At 73.9% G+C, this 18,073-nt stretch carries 11 protein-coding genes; 5 read left to right on the forward strand and 6 right to left on the reverse strand.

Going from position 1 to position 18,073, the window contains the following annotated elements; genetic code table 11:
- Positions 1-2: 2 nt before the first annotated feature.
- Both D7294_RS07250 and D7294_RS07255 read right to left on the reverse strand, forming a co-directional pair.
- Entirely contained in the window at positions 3-1,184 is a 1,182-nt protein-coding gene (locus D7294_RS07250; protein ID WP_120676736.1) for a cytochrome P450, read from the reverse strand.
- Positions 1,181-4,324: an AMP-binding protein gene (locus D7294_RS07255; RefSeq protein WP_206619473.1), complete on the reverse strand. Its 3,144-nt coding sequence runs from the start codon at positions 4,322-4,324 to the stop codon at positions 1,181-1,183. The genes D7294_RS07250 and D7294_RS07255 overlap by 4 nt, the downstream gene beginning before the upstream one ends.
- A 183-nt stretch (positions 4,325-4,507) precedes the next feature.
- Here D7294_RS07255 and D7294_RS07260 point away from each other — a divergent pair, with 183 nt between their 5' ends.
- Positions 4,508-5,257 carry a phytanoyl-CoA dioxygenase family protein gene (locus tag D7294_RS07260; protein ID WP_158674576.1) on the forward strand — a complete coding sequence of 250 codons (750 nt, stop codon included), beginning with the start codon at positions 4,508-4,510 and terminating at the stop codon, positions 5,255-5,257.
- A gap of 143 nt (positions 5,258-5,400) precedes the next feature.
- Here D7294_RS07260 and D7294_RS07265 read toward each other — a convergent pair whose 3' ends face one another.
- The 3 genes from D7294_RS07265 to D7294_RS07275 form a co-directional block, all read right to left on the reverse strand.
- Positions 5,401-6,165: a DUF6071 family protein gene (locus D7294_RS07265; protein WP_120676742.1), complete on the reverse strand. Its 765-nt coding sequence runs from the start codon at positions 6,163-6,165 to the stop codon at positions 5,401-5,403.
- Complete coding sequence (locus tag D7294_RS07270; RefSeq protein ID WP_120676744.1) at positions 6,165-7,628, reverse strand: carbamoyltransferase family protein; 1,464 nt, start codon at positions 7,626-7,628, stop codon at positions 6,165-6,167. The genes D7294_RS07265 and D7294_RS07270 overlap by 1 nt, the downstream gene beginning before the upstream one ends.
- A 185-nt stretch (positions 7,629-7,813) precedes the next feature.
- Positions 7,814-10,429, reverse strand: a complete 2,616-nt coding sequence (locus tag D7294_RS07275; protein WP_147450783.1) for a glycosyltransferase family protein — start codon at positions 10,427-10,429, stop codon at positions 7,814-7,816.
- A 331-nt stretch (positions 10,430-10,760) separates the two neighbouring features.
- Between D7294_RS07275 and D7294_RS07280 the strand changes: the two genes are divergently transcribed.
- From D7294_RS07280 to D7294_RS07295, 4 genes are read left to right on the forward strand one after another with little or no spacing between them, the layout of a single operon-like run.
- Positions 10,761-11,699 (forward strand): hypothetical protein, encoded by a 939-nt coding sequence (locus D7294_RS07280; RefSeq protein ID WP_120676748.1) that lies wholly within the window; start codon positions 10,761-10,763, stop codon positions 11,697-11,699.
- Between the two features lie 4 nt (positions 11,700-11,703).
- Entirely contained in the window at positions 11,704-13,566 is a 1,863-nt protein-coding gene (locus D7294_RS07285) for an ABC transporter ATP-binding protein (RefSeq protein ID WP_147450784.1), read from the forward strand.
- Positions 13,567-13,568: 2 nt separating this feature from the next.
- A complete protein-coding gene (locus D7294_RS07290) occupies positions 13,569-15,341 on the forward strand; it encodes an ABC transporter ATP-binding protein (protein ID WP_120676752.1) in 1,773 nt (590 codons plus the stop codon).
- A gap of 46 nt (positions 15,342-15,387) precedes the next feature.
- Entirely contained in the window at positions 15,388-16,239 is an 852-nt protein-coding gene (locus D7294_RS07295) for a glycosyltransferase family 8 protein (protein WP_120676754.1), read from the forward strand.
- Here D7294_RS07295 and D7294_RS07300 read toward each other — a convergent pair.
- Positions 16,218-18,068 carry an ABC transporter ATP-binding protein gene (locus D7294_RS07300; protein WP_206619481.1) on the reverse strand — a complete coding sequence of 617 codons (1,851 nt, stop codon included), beginning with the start codon at positions 18,066-18,068 and terminating at the stop codon, positions 16,218-16,220. The genes D7294_RS07295 and D7294_RS07300 overlap by 22 nt on opposite strands.
- Between the last annotated feature and the right edge of the window lie 5 nt (positions 18,069-18,073).

The following is an 18,073-nucleotide window of genomic DNA, read 5'->3' on the forward strand; positions in this document are numbered from 1 at the left end:
CCTCACCGGGCGGTCATCCGGACGGGCAGGGACTCAGGGCCGCCGACGGCGACCGAACGCAGGCGCACCACCGGGCCGCCCGGCTCGATGGCGCGCACCGTGTCGAGGAGTTCCCCGAAGAGGGCGGACATCCCGGCGCGGGCCAGGGGGCCGCCGATGCAGTGGTGGGGGCCCGCCGCGAGCGCCAGGTGGCGGTTCGGGGAGCGGGAGATGTCGAACCGGAACGGATCGCGGAAGACGCTCTCGTCGCGGTTGGCCGACGGCAGCCACAGGACGACGCGTTCGCCCGCCTCGATGCGCCGGCCGCGGATGGTGTGCGGGCGGGTGGCGGTCCGCATGCTGTGCGTCGCGCTCGACGTCCAGCGCAGGACCTCCTCCAGGGCGCCGGGCATCAGGCCGCGGTCCCGGCGCAGGCGCTCCCACTCGCCGGGGTGTTCCAGGAACGCCAGCATCCCGCCGATCAGGGCCAGCCGCCCGTTCTCCGTGGCGCCGATGAGGTTCTCCCAGTTGAGGATGAGCTCCTGCTCGGTGAGCGGCGCGCCGTCCACCGTGCCGTGGACGAGCGCGCTCACCAGGTCGTCGCCCGGCTCCTTGAGACTCCTGGCCAGCCGCTCCGAGAAGTACTCCAGGAGACCGGGATGGGCCACCAGCGAGGTGTGGGCGTGGAAGACCTCGTTGGTCCAGCGGTACAGCCGCTCGTGGTCGGCCTCGGGAAAGCCCATGATCCGGCAGATCGCGGAGAGGGACAGCCGGCCGGCGATGTCCTGCGCGACGTCGCACGAACCCCGCTCGACCGCCTCGGCCACCAGCCTCCTGGCCGTCGTCTGCAACGCGCCGCCGAGTCCGCGCACGGCACGGACGCCGAAGAAACCCGCCATCAGGGCCCGTATCCGCCGGTGGCGCGGCGGGTCGGTGAGCGCGAGCGTCAGGCCGCCGCCCGGGTCCTCGCCGAGCCGGCACGGGCGCAGCAGGACGCCGCGCTCGGAGCTGAACGTCCCGGTGTCGCGGTATACGGCGCGAATGTCCTCGTAGCGGGTCAGCGACCAGAAGGCGGGGTATTCCGTCGGCGGCTGGTGGTGCACGGGCGCGTGCGCGCGCATCCACGTCCACACCGCGTGGGCGCCGCCCGAGGCGTGCAGCGCGCCGTCGAGGAGCCGCCGCGGCGGCGCCGGGGCCTCGGTCATGCCGCCTCCGCCCGCGCCGACGCGTGCAGCCGCTCGGTCAGGCGCCTCGTCAGCTCCCCGGCGGCCCCGGGCGGCACGGCCCCGGTCCTGAAGGACACCTCGAGCCGCAGCCCGCCGCCGGGGCCGGGCCAGAACTCGCTGTGGAGCTCAAGCGGGAGCTCCAGATACGGCTGCCGCACGAAACGGCTCCGCGCTCCCGCCAGTTCCAGGCGCGGGCTCGCGTTGTCCTGCAGCGCGAACAGGGTCTGGTAGACGGGGGGCCGGTGATTCCCCGGCGGGGCCAGCGAGGCGAGCACCTCGGCGAAGGACACGTCCTGCGCGGCGAGGGCCCGGCGGACCAGGCGGCCGGTCTCGGCCACCGCGGCGGCGTCGCCCCCGAGCGCCGCGCCCCGCAGCCGGAGGCAGACGACGGTGAGGTGGCAGCCGACCATGCGCTCCGCTCCCTGCGCCCAGCGCTGCGCGACCGGGACGCCCACCGCGAAGTCCCGCTGCCCCGTGGTCTCCGCGAGGCTCGCCGCCCACTGGGACAGGAGGACGGCGAAGCGCGTGACGCCCGCGCGCGCGGCGAGCGCGTCGACGCCCGGGAGCACGCCGGGCGGAAAGGACACCGAGAACCGCTCCCGCGCGCCGGGTTCGCGCCCGCCCGGGGCGCCGTCCCCGCCGGAACCGTGCCCGCCCGGATCCTGCCCGCCGGGGCCGGCCGGCCAGGCGAGCGGCGGAACGCCCGTCAGCTCGCGGACCAGCTCGTCGAGTTGCCCGGCCGCCGGCCCGGCCCCGGCGCGCGCCGCGTGGAGCTCGGCCAGGGAGGGCGGGAGCGGGCCGGGGGGCTTACGGCCCTCGCGGGCCGCGTTGTAGGCCGCGGCGAGGTCCCCGGCCAGCACGGCCTCCGACCAGCCGTCGAAGGCGATGTGGTGCACCACGCACCCGAACACCGCGACGCGGCTCCCGGCGACCGGGACGAGGGCGGTGCGCCACACCTCGCCGCCGAGCGGGTCGAGTTCCCCCCGCAGCCGGTCGCGGAGGGCCCGGATCGCCGCGTCGGTGCCCGCCGCCGCGGGCAGCACCTCAAGCGAGGGGGCCGGCACGTCGGCGGGGAGGGCGGACGGCCGCGGGTCGGGGACGTATACGGAGTGCAGCGCCTCGTGCCGCCGGTGGACGGCGCGGACGGCGCCGCGGAGCGCCGCGCGGTCCAGCTCCCCCTCGACGACCCAGGTGAGCAGGCAGTGGGAGGTGCGGTCGCCGGGAAGCGCCAGGTGCCGGGTCAGGTAGACGACCTGCAGGGGTGTCAGCGGCACGGCGCCGCCGGCCGTGGCCTCGGGCCGCGGGGGCGGCTGCGCCGCACGCAGCCGGCCCGCCAGGCCGGCCGCGGTGGGGTGCGCGGCCAGCAGGGAGAGGGGAACGGGACGGGCAAGCGCCCGGGTGAGCCGGGCGCACACGCGGCCGGCGTCGAGCGAGGTCCCGCCCAGCGCGGTGAACGGGACGTCGAGCGGCACCTGCTCCCGCCCCAGGACGGAGCGGAAGACCCCCGACACCGCCCGCAGCACGGGGTCGGCGCCGCGCGGGCCGCCGGCGGGCGGCTCGCCGGCGGGCGGCCCGGCGGCGGGCGGCGGCCCGGGCACCAGGGCGAGCAGCGCCCGTTCGTCGAGCTTTCCGCGTGCGGTCGTCGGGAAGCCGGCCACGCTCACGACGGCGGCGGGCCGCTGGTAGGCGGGCAGCGCGGCGTGCAGCGCCGCCGCCGCGCCCTCCAGCGGGTCGCCGGGCTGCGCCGGAACGCAGAAGGCGACGAGGTCGCGGACCGTGCCCGAGTCGTCGGTCCTGCCCAGCACCCGGCAGTACTTCACCGCGGGCAGCGCGCGCTCCACCCCGCGTTCGACCTCGGCGGGCTCGATCCGGTGCCCCCGGACCTTCAGCTGCCGGTCCGCCCGGCCCAGGTAGTGGAGGAGGCCGTCGGCGTCGAGGAACCCGAGGTCGCCGCTGCGGTAGACACGCGTCTCCCGCCCGCCCAGGCGCAGCGTGCGGAACCTCCGCTCCGTCAGGGCCCCCGCCCCGAGGTAGCGCAGGGCCAGCCCCTCGCCCGCGATGCAGATCTCGCCGGTCTCGCCCGGGGCGCACACCCGGTCTCCCCTGGCCACGCAGACCTCGGTGCCGGGGACGGGCCGGCCGAGCGGGATGCCGGAGGGCCGATCGCAGTCCGCCGCGGTGATGCGGTGGGTGGTGGCGAAGACGGTGCTCTCGACGGGCCCGTAGCCGTTGAGGAGCGTGAGGCCGGGGTGGCGCGCGAGGAACCGGCGGACGTGCGGCGCGGACAGGCGCTCGCCGCCGGTCAGGACCTGACGCAGGCCGGTGAACGCGTCCGGGTCCTCGTCCACGACCATGTTGAACAGGCTGCTGGTGAGCCAGACCGTGGTCGTCCCGTGCCGGGTCACCGCGGTGCGCAGGGCCGCGGGGGAGAGGTAGGGCTCCGCCACGATCACGCAGGTGCCGCCGTTCAGCAGGGCGGACCACAGTTCGAAGGAGAACGCGTCCCACGGCACGGGGGCGGCCAGCGCCGTGACGGTGTCGGCGCCGAAGCGGGCGAAGCCACCGGGCCGAAAGAGGCGGGCGGTCGCCCGGTGCGGGCTCACGACTCCCTTGGGCGTGCCGGTCGTTCCCGAGGTGAAGAAGACCGTGCAGGGGTCGGCGCCGCGCACTGCGGCGGGCCGGAAGCCGGGCGGCGGCGGGAGCGGCTCCCGGGGCGGTGCCCACGCCGGCAGGCCGGGACCCGCGGGCGGCGCGTCGGACACCAGGAGCGGGGCGCGCAGCCGGGCGCAGACCTCCGCCAGCCGGATCGGGGGCCAGTCCGGGTCCAGGAGCGAGTAGGCCGCGCCGGTCTTCAGCACGGCAAGGAGGGCGGTGACCAGGCGCGGGCCGCGCGGCAGGAGGATCGGGACGAGGGAACCCGGCCCGGCGCCCGCCTCGGCGAGCCGCGCCGCCCAGGAGTCGGCCGTGGCGTCCAGTTCGCCGTACGTCGTCGTCCGCGGACCGTGGACGAGCGCCGGCTTGCCGGGCCTGGCGGCGGCCATCCGGGAGACGCGCGTGTGCAGGCCCTCGTCTCCGGTGGGGCACGCGTCCCCTGCTCTCCCCTGCGGGTCCGGTCGCACGGAACCCCCCTCGCCTCGGGCCGCGTCGCGGCCGGCGCCCACCTGGTCACGTCGTGGACAGTAGTTTGCCTGAGGTTGCCAATTATGGCAACCTCAGGGAAAGGCGCGACGGACGGCCCTTCGGGGAACCGGCGGCCCCGCCGGCCCCGGCGTCCTCGCGCACCCCTGAGGAGGTGCCAGAACGTGAGCGAGACATTCGGGGTCCAGGACGGCCTGTCCGCATCGGGTCTGACCGGGGAACAGCGCCGCTCCATCGAGGAGGAGGGATACGTCATCCTCCCCGGCGTCCTGTCCGAGGAGGAGTGCGATCTCCTCAGCAGGACGGTCGACGAGATCTGGGTCGACGAGCGGCTCGGCGAGACCCACAGCTACGAGCCCGGCGTCCGGTTCGTGCCGAACCTGCTGCGGTACTCCACGGTCTTCGAACGGTGCGTCGCGGAGCCGCGGGTGCTCGAGGCCGTCCGCGCCGTCCTCGGCCCCGGCATCCGGCTGAACCGCATCCTCGGCAGGCGCTCGGACCCGGGGCACGGGAACCAGCCACTGCACGACCTCAAGCGCCGCCGCGGCCGCCCCTTCACCAAGGCCAACACCATCTGGTGCCTGGACGCCTTCACCGAGGTCAACGGCGCGACGCGGCTCATTCCCGGCAGCCACCTCAGCGGCGAGCCGTTCCTCTCCCGGTGCGAGGACCCGCTGCGTGCGCACCCGGACGAGCGCCTGGCCCTCGCCCCCCGCGGCTCGGTCGTGGTGCACAACTCCCACCTTCTGCACGGCGGCACCCTGAACCGGTCCGACGCCCCCAGGCGCAGCATCCACACCGCGTACACCACGCCCGAGGTGCCGCCGCACTGGGGATGGGACGACCTCCCGCCCGCCGTCCGCCGCGTGCTGAAGCCGCGGACCGCGGAGCTGATGGGCGTGCCCGCGCACTGAGCGCCCGGGCGGGGCGGCGGGTGCGGGCCGTCCGCGTGCGCCGGCACGCGAGGGCCCCACCCGCCGCCCCGCGAGGAGCGCCTCCGGCCCCGTGCGCCGGTCCCGCGGGGACCGCGGGGTCACGGGGACCGCGGGTGCGTGCCTCAGGCGCCCCGCCGCCGGGCAGGGGAGGGTGCGGACGGCTCCCGCCTCAGCAGGTCCCGCACCCAGCCGTCCACGTACTCCTCCACGAACACCTCCTGCGAGCGCACCAGGGGATGGCGGTAGGGGCCCAGGTCGCCGAGCGCCTTGCCGACGGAGAAGACGGACGGCCCCCCGTAGGGGAAGCGGTCGGAGCCGATCACGCGGGAGAGGTCGATCTGCTCGCTGTACGGGCGCAGTTCCTCGAAGATCGTCGGGTCGGGATCGAACGCCCACAGGAAGCCGTACCGGTACCCGTTGCGCGCGAGCCAGGAGTCCAGCAGGACCCACTGGAGCAGGAACTCCACCCGGTCCCCCGAGTCGTGCTGGAGCTCCTTGTACCAGACGGTCGATCTCCGGTCGTGGCGGTCGATGTAGGTCGGGTGGAGGCGGCACCACCCCGGGTCGGGTATGTCCGGGAGCCCGCCCTGCCGGTCGGGCTCGCCGGCGAACACCTCGAATCGGTTGATCCGCGACCACATGCCGAGAAAGAGCACCTCGTCGGGGCGCAGGCCGCGCTCGGCCGTGTAGCCGCCGAGGCGCTCGACGGTGAGCCGCATCATCCGGTGATTGCTTCCGGCGCAGGCCCCCAGGTTGACGAAGTCGGCGCCGAGCCTGCGGGCCAGAAGCGCGCCCCAGCAGGTCTCCAGCCGGTTGGGGAGTTCATCGCCGAACGTCATGCTGCAGCCGTTGACCACGAGCAGCCGCACCGGGCTCGCCGCCGCCATCAGAAGACCCTGATCCCGGTAGCCGCGCTGAAATTCATCGCATCCTCCCACGAATTGACGAGTGGCTCGCCCTTTTTGTTCAGACTGGTGTTCAGCAGCATGGGACAGCCGGTCCGCTGGTAAAACGCCTCGATCAGCTCGTAGAAGGCGGGGTTGGCCGAGCGCGACACCGTCTGCACCCGGCTGGTCCCGTCCACGTGCGTGATCGCGGGAAACAGGTCGGGCCGCCGGCACGGCGCCACGAACTGCATGTAGGGGGACCGTTTCACCGGCATGTCGAAATACGCGTCGGCATGCTCCTCCAGCACGGCCGGGGCAAAGGGGCGGAACGGCTCCCGCCCCTTGATCGCGTTGACCTTGTCCTTCACCTCGGGGCCACGCGGGTCACAGAGCACGGACCGGTTGCCCAGGGCACGCGGGCCGAACTCCGCCCTTCCGTTGGCGACGCCGACCACCTCGCCGCCGAGCAGCCCTTCGAGCACCGCCCGGTGCGCGTACGGCCGGTCGATGAGGGCCCCCAGGTAGGGCCCGTCCCAGCGCAGGGGCCTGCCGAGGAACGCCGCCACCGCGCCCAGGCTGGAGCCCGCGTCGCCGGGGTTGGGAAAGATGGAGACCCGCGCGAAGCCGGCCTCCCGCGCGATCCGGGAATTGGCGACGCAGTTGAGGGCCACCCCGCCCATCAGGACCAGGTTGTCGCTTCCCGATTCCCGCCTCCCCCAGCGGGCGATGTCGACGAGTATCTCCTCGGTCACCGCCTGGATGCTCGCCGCGAGGTCCTCGGGGGCCGCCCGGGGCAGCCAGTCGCCGATGCCCCGGTGCACGTTCCGCTTCAGCCGGTAGTCGCCGTCGGACCGCTCGACGAACTCGTCGTAGATCGCGTCGACGTGCCGGGGCCGGCCGAATCCGGCCAGGCCCATCACGATGAACTCCTCCTCGTTCGGCTTGAAGCCGCAGCGGCGGGTGAAGGCGCTGTACAGGAGCCCGAGGCTGTGCGGGTACCGGGTCCTGCGATGGAAGCGGTGCCCCTTCGGCCCGAACGTCCCGACCGTCATGCAGTCCCATTCGCCGATGCCGTCGACGGTGATGACGCAGGCGTCGTCGAAACCGCTCGTGTAGAAGCCGGCCGCCGCGTGCGACAGATGGTGGCCGACGGCCCTGAACCGGTACGACGGCGGCAGCGGGAAGCGCCGCAGGTAGCGCCGGGGGAGATCGGAGCCGCCCAGCGCGAAGCCGTACTGGCCGGCGCGGAGGTGGCGGAGCTTCTTCACCAGCGGGCGCTCGTACCAGACGAGGGTGGACGGCTCGCCGAACCCGAGCGCCTCCGCGACGAGTTCCGGGTGGAGTTCGGCGTCGTTCTTCCGGCGCGAATACCGTTCGGAATGGGAGGCGAACACGACCCGGTCGCCGTCCACCACGGCTATCGCGGCATCGTGAGACAGTGCGGAAACGCCCCATGTGACCATTGTGCGGCTCCTGACTGTGCCGTTATTTGTAAAGGAACGGGTCGCGCCGCTTCAGCCTCCTCTTCTTCCTGCGCCAGCGGACCTCTTCACGTAATTTCCTGAGCCCGGCCAGGGGCGTGTACTTCCGCAGTGAACGGAATGCCATGCGTACCTCCTCGGTCGCGGGAGCCGCTCGGACGGAGCACTCAGAGCTTCGCCGTGCCCACCTCTTCGAGCACGGCGAAGTGGAGCTCGGCGACGCGCTCCCAGTCGTAGTGGGGCTTCAGCGCCTCGGCGGCCTCCCGGGCGGAACGCAGCGTCTCCTCGTCGAGCCGGTCGAGGCAGGCGGTGAGCTCCCGCTCCGTGTCGCCGTAGGGGATGCCCGCCTTGCCCAGGGTCTCGGTCAGGAACGGCCAGGAGGACACCAGCGAGGGCAGGCCAAGGCCGATGGCGTCCGCGACGGTGCCCGTCGCCAGCATCTCGCCGGTGTCGAAGGGCATGATCAGCACGTCGATCGTCGCCAGGCGGCGGTTGTACTCCGCACGCGGCACCATCTCGTAGGGGAGGGCGACGATCCGCGGGTCGTCGGGCGGCACCTGGCCCGGGGCCAGGGACAGGACGAGCAGCTCGATGTCCTGCCGCGAGGAGGCCGCCACCGCACGCATCGCCAGGTCGGCGCGCTTCTCCGCGCGGGGGGCTCCGATGACGCCGAACCGCAGGGCGCCCGGCCGCAGCCCGAGCGACCGCTCCGCCGCCCGCCGGTCGACGGAGGCCACGTCCTTCATCAGCCCGCCGAAATGGCCGTGCGGGATGACGTGGTGCCGGGTGTGTGCCCCGTACCGGTACCGGGCGCGGGCCCGGCCCATTCCCCAGGGCGTGTGGTGGATGACGGCGTCGGCGGCGGCGGCCCACGCCTGGTAGATGGGAACCCAGCCGGGGGAGCGGTCGTGCGGCACGAGATTGTGCTGGGTCCACACGATCCTGACCTCGTGTTCCCGCAGCCCCTCGATGAGGGCGAGGTGGCGGTCGAGCTCGCACGGCAGGTTCATGCCCTCGGGCCAGTGGACGTGCAGCTGGTCCCACGAGTCCAGCGCCCGGTGGTCCCCGGCGAGCACCTCCCTGGGCAGGCGCCCCGCCGCCACGCGCCCCGCCAGCGGGCCGTAGAGCGACGCGTCGTAGGCGTGCCCGTGGCAGGAACTCAGCACCCGCAGCAGCGGCGTGACCGACCAGCCGAAGCGCACCCGCGTCCCCGGCGTGAGGTCGATCTGGTGCGTGCGGGGCAACTCGCCCCAGTAGCTGCGGTATTCGGACAGCCCCGAGGTGTCCACGCAGGTCGCCAGGTCGCCCTCGCCGGCGCGCAAGCGCACGTCGAGCGGGCGCCCCACCGGCTCGGTGACCTGGAAGGCGAGGGCCTGCGGCGCCGTGTCGAAGCCGAGCGTCTCCTCCACGTGGAGCGTGCGCCCCTCGGCCCGGTACTCGGCGTGCCGGCTCCCGCCGAGCACGCGCAGGTGCGGCTCCATCTCCTTGTGGCCCGCGGGAATCCAGCCCACGTGCGTGATGCCGAGCCCGCCCGGTGGCTTGGACACCTCGGTGGGCAGGCCCGCCGGGACGTACCGCTCCCCGTCGTGCAGGGCGAAGGGGATTCCGGTCACCAGGTCGCTGTTCACCGGCACTTCGAAGAGGCCGGGGTTGCGGGGGACCGCCAGGTAGTCCGTCTCGCTGCCGCTCACCAGGGGCAGCACGAAGGCCAGGTCCCGCCCGCGGTACGTCCACACGCCGGCGCGGCGGGGCTCGTCGAACCAGGTGAGGGCGTCGCGTTCGGCCGCCGGCGGGCGGTGTCCGGTCGCGCCGCCGAGACCGTTCGCGGCCTCCGCCAGCTTGCCCAGGCAGTCCAGGGTCATCTGCAGGCGCCGCGGCGTCCCCCGGTAGCTCTCGGCGGACCGGTACTGGTGCGCGGCGATGAGCCCGCCGGGGAACCACGCGCTCAGGTGGCGGAAGGCGTCCTCGGCCCGGGAGACCCAGGACCGGGTGGCGCGGGAGCCGACCAGTCCGGTGCGCGCGGCGAGACCGGCCAGTTCGATGGTGATGCACTGGGCCAGGGCACCGCCGGAGCGGCCCCAGGAGACGGCCGCGCCGTTGCGGGCGGCCACCTCCTCCGCCAGCCGGAAGGCGTTCCGCATGCCCTTGGTCCAGACCGGGCCCAGGCGGTCCGCGAGCGGTTCGGCGAAGAGGTAGATGTCGATGGAGTAGATGTCGAACCTGCCGAGCCTGCCGGACGAGTCGTCCAGGTAGCCGTCGGGATTCTCGGTGAGCATGGCGGTGACCCGGGACATGAGGTCGTCCAGCACCGCCTCGTCGACGGGCAGGCCGAGCGACGCGCGGGCCGTCTCGCAGCGGGCGAGCACCGCGGCGTAGTTCCGGGGCAGCGTGGCGAGGAATTCCAGGTGCCCGCGGGAGTCGCAGGCCCTGGCGATCTCCTCGCGCTGCCGGTCCGTCAGGGGGGCCAGCAGCGGATTGCCCTCGAACTCCCCGTAGCGCCGCACGGTCTCCGCGACGCGGTAGGAGAAGAAGGTGTGGACCTGGTCCCCCGGCAGGGAGCCGAGCACCGCGCGCAGCGCGTCGTCGACGGACATGCCCGCGACGGTGGTCACGCCGCCCTCGCGCAGGAAACCCAGGGTGTAGGCGAGGTCGGCCCGCACGTCGGCGCCCACCTGGTGGCCTCCGAATACCCGGGGAACGGTGAAGCCGGGCAGGTGGGTTGCCTCCAGTTGTTCCACGCAGGAGACAACGAAACGCCGCAGGCGTTCGGAAAGAGTCGTCATGGATGAGCACCTGAAACGTCGTGGTGTTGGGCCCAAGAAGAGTGCCGCGGCACGTCGCCGATCCGCGGATGGCGCGCCGTCACGGGAGGAGTTGGCCGGGAACGAGTCGGACGGGTGTTCACGCTGCGCTGGGAAGACGTACCCCATCAGACACCACATGTTGCCTATCTGTGTCAAGTGCTTGCCAAGATCTGAGGGGGTCTCTAGCCTCGTGACGGAAGGGGCAACGGGCCTCCGGCCGCCCGGGGCCGAGCCCCCGGCGGCACCGGGGCTGCCCGGCCGCTGGGTACACCTTTGTCATCTGTGGCACACCACGGGAAAGAGAGCAGAGATGTCGGATGAGGGCGGCGGGTCCCGCTCGGCTGAGGAACTGTTCCACGGAATCTTCGCCTCCCCGCCGGCCCGGCCGGACGGCAGCGCCGGCGTCGAGGTCCACTCCCTGGTCTCCACCGAGCACGTGCCGCTGTACCTCTTCGCCGTCAAGTCCCTCGCCCACTTCTGGCCGGGCTTCACCGCCGTGGTGCACGACGACGGCACGCTCACGCCCGAGGACACCGCGACGCTGCGGCGGCACGTGCGCGACGTCCGGGTGGTGCCCCGCGCGACCGCGGACGCCGCCGTCGAGGAGCGGCTGGCCCACTGCCCGCTGCTGCTCGAGGTCAGGCGGCACAACGTGCGCATCCTCCAGCTCGTCGACTACTTCCTCCTCGGCGGGACCCGGAAGATCATCGGAATGGACAGCGACATCGTCTTCGCCGGCACGCCCACCGAACTGATGCGCTGGAGCGCCGACTCCTCGGAGCGGGACCTGTTCCTCTACTCCTACGAGCAGTTCGACCACGGCCGCGGCCCCATGGGGGTGAACTGGATTCCGGAGGCGCTGCCCTCCGTCCCCCATGTGCCGGAGATGTGCTGCGGATTCATGTGCGCCGACCGCGAGCGCTTCTTCGACCCGGACTACCTCGAGGAGATGATGGGGCGCACGCCGCGCGACATCCTGTTCCGGCCGCGCCACGTGACGCAGATGTTCTACTCGGTGCTGGGCGGCAGGCTCGGCGACTCGGTGCGCTCCCTCGGCGAGGCATACCGCTCCGGGCCCTGGGAATGGCTGCCCCCCGCCGACCGCCGCGTCCTGTGCCACTACTTCTCCTCCAGCCAGGCAGACGGCAAGACGGCACGCGCACTCGACAACCTCGGCCGCTACGCCCCCCTGTTCACCTCGGTCCTCGACCGGCTGGAGGGAACACCGCGGGCCGAGGCGAGGGGGTGAGCGCGTGAGGAGCCCCGTGCCCTACCCCGCGTTCTCGCCGCGCGACCTGGGCTGGGCCCGCCTCCGTGCCTCCGCCGCGGAACGCCGGCAGTTCCTCGCGCTGCTCGGCTACGGCAGCCGCCGCCTGCTGACCGCCGTCCTCCTGGCCACGCTCCTGGAGATCGCCGCCGCGCCGCTGACCGCCGTCTTCGCCCAGGCGCTCGTCGACGTGCTGGTGAGCGGCGAGGGCGGCTTCGTCCTGCCGGCCGCGGGCTTCGCCGCCGTGCTGCTGCTGCGGCAGGCCGCGGAGATCACCGGGCGCGCCTGCAAGCTGTCGCTGGCACAGCAGATCGACGGCTCCGCCCGGTCCCGCATGCGCCGCGTCGCGCTCCGCCCCGCCGGCATCTCCCACCTGGAGGACCCGGAGTTCCAGGACGTCGCCTCGCGGGCGGCGGACCAGGGGATCGCCTGGCGGGAGCGCTCCCCGGGCCTGGCCGCCGTGGGCCAGGTGGAGATCGCCGGACGCATGCTCTCCGCCCTCGCGATGGGCATCGCCCTCGCCGTCCACTTCCCCGTCCTGGCCTGCGCGCTGGTCGTGCTCTCGCTCGTGGCGCGGTCCATCACGCTGCGGCAGTGGCTGTTCCTGGAGAACGTGAAGGACGCCGCGACGCCGGAGCGCCGCAAGGTCGACTTCTGGGCCGACCTGGCCACCGGCCCCGAAGCGGGCACGGAACTGCGGCTCTTCGGCCTGGCCGGCTGGGTGAGCGAGCGCCGCCTGGCGGCGCACTACGCCTGGCTGGCCGACTACTGGCGCATCCGGCGGAACGTGCTGCGGCGCCAGAAGCTGTCGATGACGATCGCCGTGGTCAGCGCCGGGCTTGCCCTCGGCGTCCCGGGCGCCGCGGTCCTCGGCGACCGGATCGACGTCGGCACGCTCGCGTTCTGCCTGGTCGCCGCCTGGGGGATCTTCGCCGTCACCGACATGGGAAACGAGTCCTACGACATCGAGTACGGGAAGACCGCCCACCACGCCCTGCGCACCCTGGAAGCAGTCCGCCCGCCGGCCAAGGGCACCGCAAGCCCCGCTCCCGGGGTGCCGGAAGTGCGCTTCGAACACGTGACGTTCACCTACCCCGGCGCCTCCCGGCCGGTGCTCTGCGACCTGAACCTCACCCTCAGGCCGGGCGAGCGGCTGGCGATCGTCGGCGTGAACGGCGCCGGCAAGACCACCCTGATCAAGCTGCTGGCCGGCCTCTACACGCCGACGGCCGGGCGGATCACCGTGGGCGGCGCCGACCTCCGCACCCTCGACCCCGCGGCCTGGCGCGACCGGTTGACCGTCCTCTTCCAGGACTTCGTCCGCTACCCGCTGACCCTCCGCGAGAACATCACCCTGGCGGCCCCGGAGGCGGACGTCACGGACGCGGAACTGGAGGGCCTGCTGCGCGCCGGAGGACTCGCCGGGGTCCTGACCTCCCTTGAGGCCGGCCTCGACACGGTGCTGTGGCAGACCGGCAGCGAGGGACGCGGACTCTCCGGCGGGCAGTGGCAACGGCTCGCCGCCGTGCGCGCCCTGTACGCCGTCTCCAGGGGCCGGCGCCTGGTGGTGCTCGACGAGCCGACCGCCCATCTCGACGTCAGGGGCGAGGCCGAGTTCTACGGCCGCGTGGTCGGCGCGGTCGGGGAGGCCTCCGTCCTGCTCATCTCCCACCGCCTCTCCACGGTGCGCGCCGCCGACCGCATCGTGCTGCTCCAGGACGGGCGGATCATGGAGGACGGCAGCCACACCGACCTCCTCAGGCGGGACGGCGAGTACGCCCGGCTGTTCCGGCTCCAGGCCGCGCGCTTCGCCGGCCCCCCGCCCGCACCGGAGGGAACCCCCCGTTGAGCATGCGGAACAGCCTGCGGATGACCCGTCACACCCTCGCGCTGAGCTTCCGGGCCGACCGGAAGGTGACGCTCGCCGTCGCCGTCCTCGTGGCGCTCCAGGCCGGCCTCGTCTCCCTCACCGCGCTCAGCCAGCGCCGGCTCGTGGACGCCGCGGGACTCAACCTCGCCTCGGGCGTGCTGGGGGCCGTCCTCCTCGGCGCGGCCTGCTTCGCGCTCCAGACGGTCGGCCAGCGCATCTCCGTCAACCTCAGGAACGACCTGTGCAACCGGGTGCAGCTCGCGCTGGAACAGGAGATCGCCGAGGCCGCCGCCGGCATCCCCACCATCGCCCACCTGGAGCGCAACGAGTTCGTCAACCGCGTCGTCATGCTCCGCCGCGGCACGCTCGCCCTCACCAACACCGGCTGGGCGGCCGCCTACGCGCTGTCCGCGACCGCCGGCATCGCGATGAGCGTCTGGCTCCTCGCCGGCATCCACCCGCTGCTGGCCCTCCTCGCCCTGAGCGCGGTGCCGATCCTGCCCCTGACCAACCGCGCCAAGCGGATGCAGCAGGAGGCGGCGGACGCCACCGTCGAGGACTTCCGCCAGGAGGCCGCGCTGCACGAGCTGTGCCTGCGGCCGCACACCGCCAAGGAGGTCTGGGTCTCGGGAAACGGCCCGCGGCTGGACGAGCACGCCAACGCCCTGTGGGCCAGGGGCGCGCGCCACGAGGCCCGCGCCCGGATGCGCGGGCTCGGCCACGAGATCGGCGGCTGGGTGCTGTACTGCGCGGCGCTGGCCGCGGCCCTCGCCTGGATCGGGCGCCTGCTGCGGACGGGCGGGGCCACCCCGGGCGACGCCGTCCTCGTCATCTCGCTGGCCGGCCAGCTCCGGGCGCAGCAGCAGCTCGCGGTCGACACCCTCACCCAGGTCGCTAACGGCGGGCGGATCGCCGAACATCACCGCTGGCTCCTGGACTACGCGCGCACCGCCCGCGGCGGGCGCACCCCCGCGCCCACGCGCCTGCGCCGGGGAATCGAGCTGCACGACGTCTCGTTCACCTACCCCGGCGCCACCGCCCCCGCCCTCAGCAACGTCAGCCTGACCATCCCCAGGGGCACCTCCCTGGGCATCGCGGGCGCCAACGGGGCCGGGAAGAGCACGCTGGTCAAGCTCCTGACGGGCGTGCACCACCCGACGTCGGGCCGGATCACCGTCGACGGCGTCGACCTGCGGGAACTCGACCCGGGCTCCTGGGCCGCCGTGTGCACCGGCGTCCTGCAGGACTTCCTGAAGCTCCAGACCCCCCTGCGGGAATCCGTCGGCGCCGGCCACCTGCCGGACCTGCACGACGGCACCCGGGTCGCCGCCGCGCTCGGCCGGGCACACGCCTCCCGCCTCGCCGAGGAGCTCCCGCACGGACTGGAGACCCAGCTGGGAAAGACCTTCGGCGGCGCCGAACTCTCCCACGGCCAGTGGCAGCGGGTGGCCCTGGGCCGGGGCTTCATGCGCCGGGCCCCGCTGTTCCTGCTGCTCGACGAGCCCACCGCCGCGCTCGACCCACAGGCCGAACACGAGCTGTACGAGCTCTTCCTGCGCCAGACGCGCGAGTCGGCCGGCCGCGGCGCCGTCACGGCCCTGGTCTCCCACCGCTTCTCGACCATCCACACGGCCGACCTGATCGTCGTCGTCGGCGACGGCCGCATCACCGAACAGGGAACCCACGAAGAGCTGCTGTCCGCGGGCGGAGAGTACGCCGAGCTCTACCGGACGCAGCTGCGGGCCTATCGCTAGCCGCCCGCCCCCACCCACCCCGCGACCCGTCCCCGAAGGGAAGGCCATGCCGCAGCAAGCGCTGAACGTGGTATTCGCGATCGACGACCTCTACCTCCCCGGCGTGGTGGCGACGGCCAGGTCCGTCAGGCGCGGCGCAGGGGAGCGCACCCCGATCCGGTTCCACGTCATCGACGCCGGCCTCAGCCCGGCCGGCCGCGGGGCCGTGGAAGAGCGCCTCGGCCCGCTCGGCGAGGTCACGGTGCACCAGGTCCCCGACCGGCTCGTCATGCCGCAGCACAAGTGGTTCACCTCGGCGACCCTCGGCAGGCTGCACCTGGGCAGCGTGATCCCCGAGGACGTCGCACGCGTCCTCTACCTCGACGCCGACACCCTGGTCCTGGAGGACCCCTCCCGCCTCTACCACACCGATCCGGGTCCCGGCGGCCTGGCGGCCGTCGTCAACGAGGTGGGGCCCACCCGCTCCCTGGTCCTCTCCGAGGACGGCACGGCCGAGCAGCGGGAGCACGGCGCGGCCCCGCCCGGCTACTTCAACGCCGGCGTCCTGCTCGTGGACATGAACGTCTGGCGCGCCGAGGACATGACCGGCCGCGGCATACGGCTCTTCGAACGCTACGGCAGGACCCTGCGCGACCTCGACCAGGCCGTCCTGAACATCCTGTTCTCGGGCCGCTGGCGCAGCCTGCCCATGAAGTGGAACAAGATGATCGAGCACCGCCGCCTCGGCAAGTTCGGCAACGGCCGGCTCGACTACCTGACGCGCCGCGAGGGCATCGTGCACTACGTGGGGCAGGTCAAGCCCTGGCACGAGGGCTTCCCGCAGAACCCGCTGCGCGCCCTCTACGCCGAGTTCGCCGCCCCGGCTCCCGGCGTCCCTCAGTCGGCCACCGGCCGCTGACCCGCCGCGTCGGCCTCCCACAGCCGCCGCATCTCCGCGCAGTCCGCCAGCAGTTCGCCGAGCCGTCCCTCGCCGGCGACCCGGCCCCGCTCCAGGACGACGATCCGGTCCGCGCGCTCCAGCACGGCCCGGCGGTGCGAGACGACCAGCAGCGTGCCGCCGGTGTTCCGGCGCCACAGCAGCCGCTCCGTCTCCACGTCCAGCGCGGAGGACAGGTCGTCGACCACCAGCAGTTCCGGCTCCCGGACCAGCGCCCTGGCCGCGGTCACCCGCTGCGCCTGCCCGCCGGAGAGCCGCATGCCGCGGGGCCCGACGACCGTGTCCAGGCCCTCGGGCATGCCCGCCAGGTCGCGCTCGAAGACGGCCCGGCCCAGCGCGCGGCCGGTCGCCTGCGCGTCGGCGGGCCAGCCGAGCAGCAGGTTCTCCCGCAGGGAACCGGAGAACAGCCGCGGCACCTGGCCGACGTAGGCCACCCGCCCCGGCACCATGAACGCACCCGGGTCCTCCACCACCCGGCCGTTCCACAGGATCTCGCCCGCGTCCAGCGGAACGAGGCCGAGCAGCCCGTGCAGCAGCGTCGTCTTGCCCGCCCCGACGGCGCCGGTGACGACCGTGAACGAACCCCGCGGAAGCCGGAGGTCGACCTTGTGCACCCCCCGTCCGCCTCCGCCGTGGTCCACCGTCAGCCCGCGCGCCTCCAGGACGTGCAGCTCCTCCCGCTCCGGGGGCGCGGCGGCCGGCGGCGGCGCGCCGCGGAACCAGATCTGCGTGGGCCGGGACAGGTCGGCGGGCGAGGACCCCTCGCCCATCAGCGCGGTGAGGCGGTCGATGGCGACGCTCGCCTGCGGCAGCCGGTAGAGGGTGGACCCGACGACGCGCGGCAGCGCCGTCAGCCACCCGATGTAGCTCGTGAACAGCGCGAAGTCCCCCACCGTGAACTCGCCCCTGCGCATCGAGGGCGCGGCGAGCAGCAGGACGACGCCGAGGGAGATCTCGACCGTGGCGTTCGTCGCGCCGTCCAGCATGGAGGTCACCAGCCGGTCGCGGACCGCGGCCTCGCGCCGCCCGCGGTTGTGCCGCCGCAGGCGCTCCAGCAGGGCAGGCTCGGCCCCGGCCGCCTTGATCGTCAGCACCCCGGAGAAGATCTGGCCGATGTGCGCCGTGACGGCCATCCCCCGCTCCCTGGCGTGCGCGTGCAGCCGCCGCACGACGCGATGCAGCGCCCGGCTCAGCACCGCGACGGCGATCATCGGCAGCACCAGGACCAGCGTGACCAGGGGGTCGATGGTGGCCATGATCGCGAGCGCGCCCGCGCTGAACACCGCGGTGCCGAGCAACGGAACGGCGTTGTCCGCGAGTTGGGCCAGGTCTTCCACGTCGTCGCGCAGCCGGGAGACCGCCCCGCCGGAGGAACGCGGCAGCCTGCGGGTCCCGCCGGTGAGGATCGTGCGCATCACGTTGACGCGCAGGACGGTGACCGCGGCGTTCCACCAGTAGACGCCGTGGGTCCAGGCGACCCACAGGAGCACGCCGCGCACCGCCTCGACGCCCACGAACGCCGCGCACAGCCACAGCGCCTGGTCGAGTCCTGCCCGCTGGCCGTCGCTGATCCGGTCGAAGAGCGCCTTCATGACCAGCCCGGAGGCGAGCGGGATCACGCTGACCGGCAGCCACAGCAGCGCGCCGGCCACGAACCTCCGCAGCCCGGCCGCCCGGGCCAGGTCGCGCAGGGCCGGCAGGACGGGCGTCGCCTCCTCCTCCCGCCGGTCGCGGGAGCGCCGCCGCTCCGCCGCCGGGGGCACCGGGGCCGTCGGAGTCGTCTTGGGCATCGTCG

The organism is Streptomyces hoynatensis, assembly GCF_003626535.1.
In the GTDB taxonomy this organism is placed as follows: domain Bacteria; phylum Actinomycetota; class Actinomycetes; order Streptomycetales; family Streptomycetaceae; genus Streptomyces; species Streptomyces hoynatensis.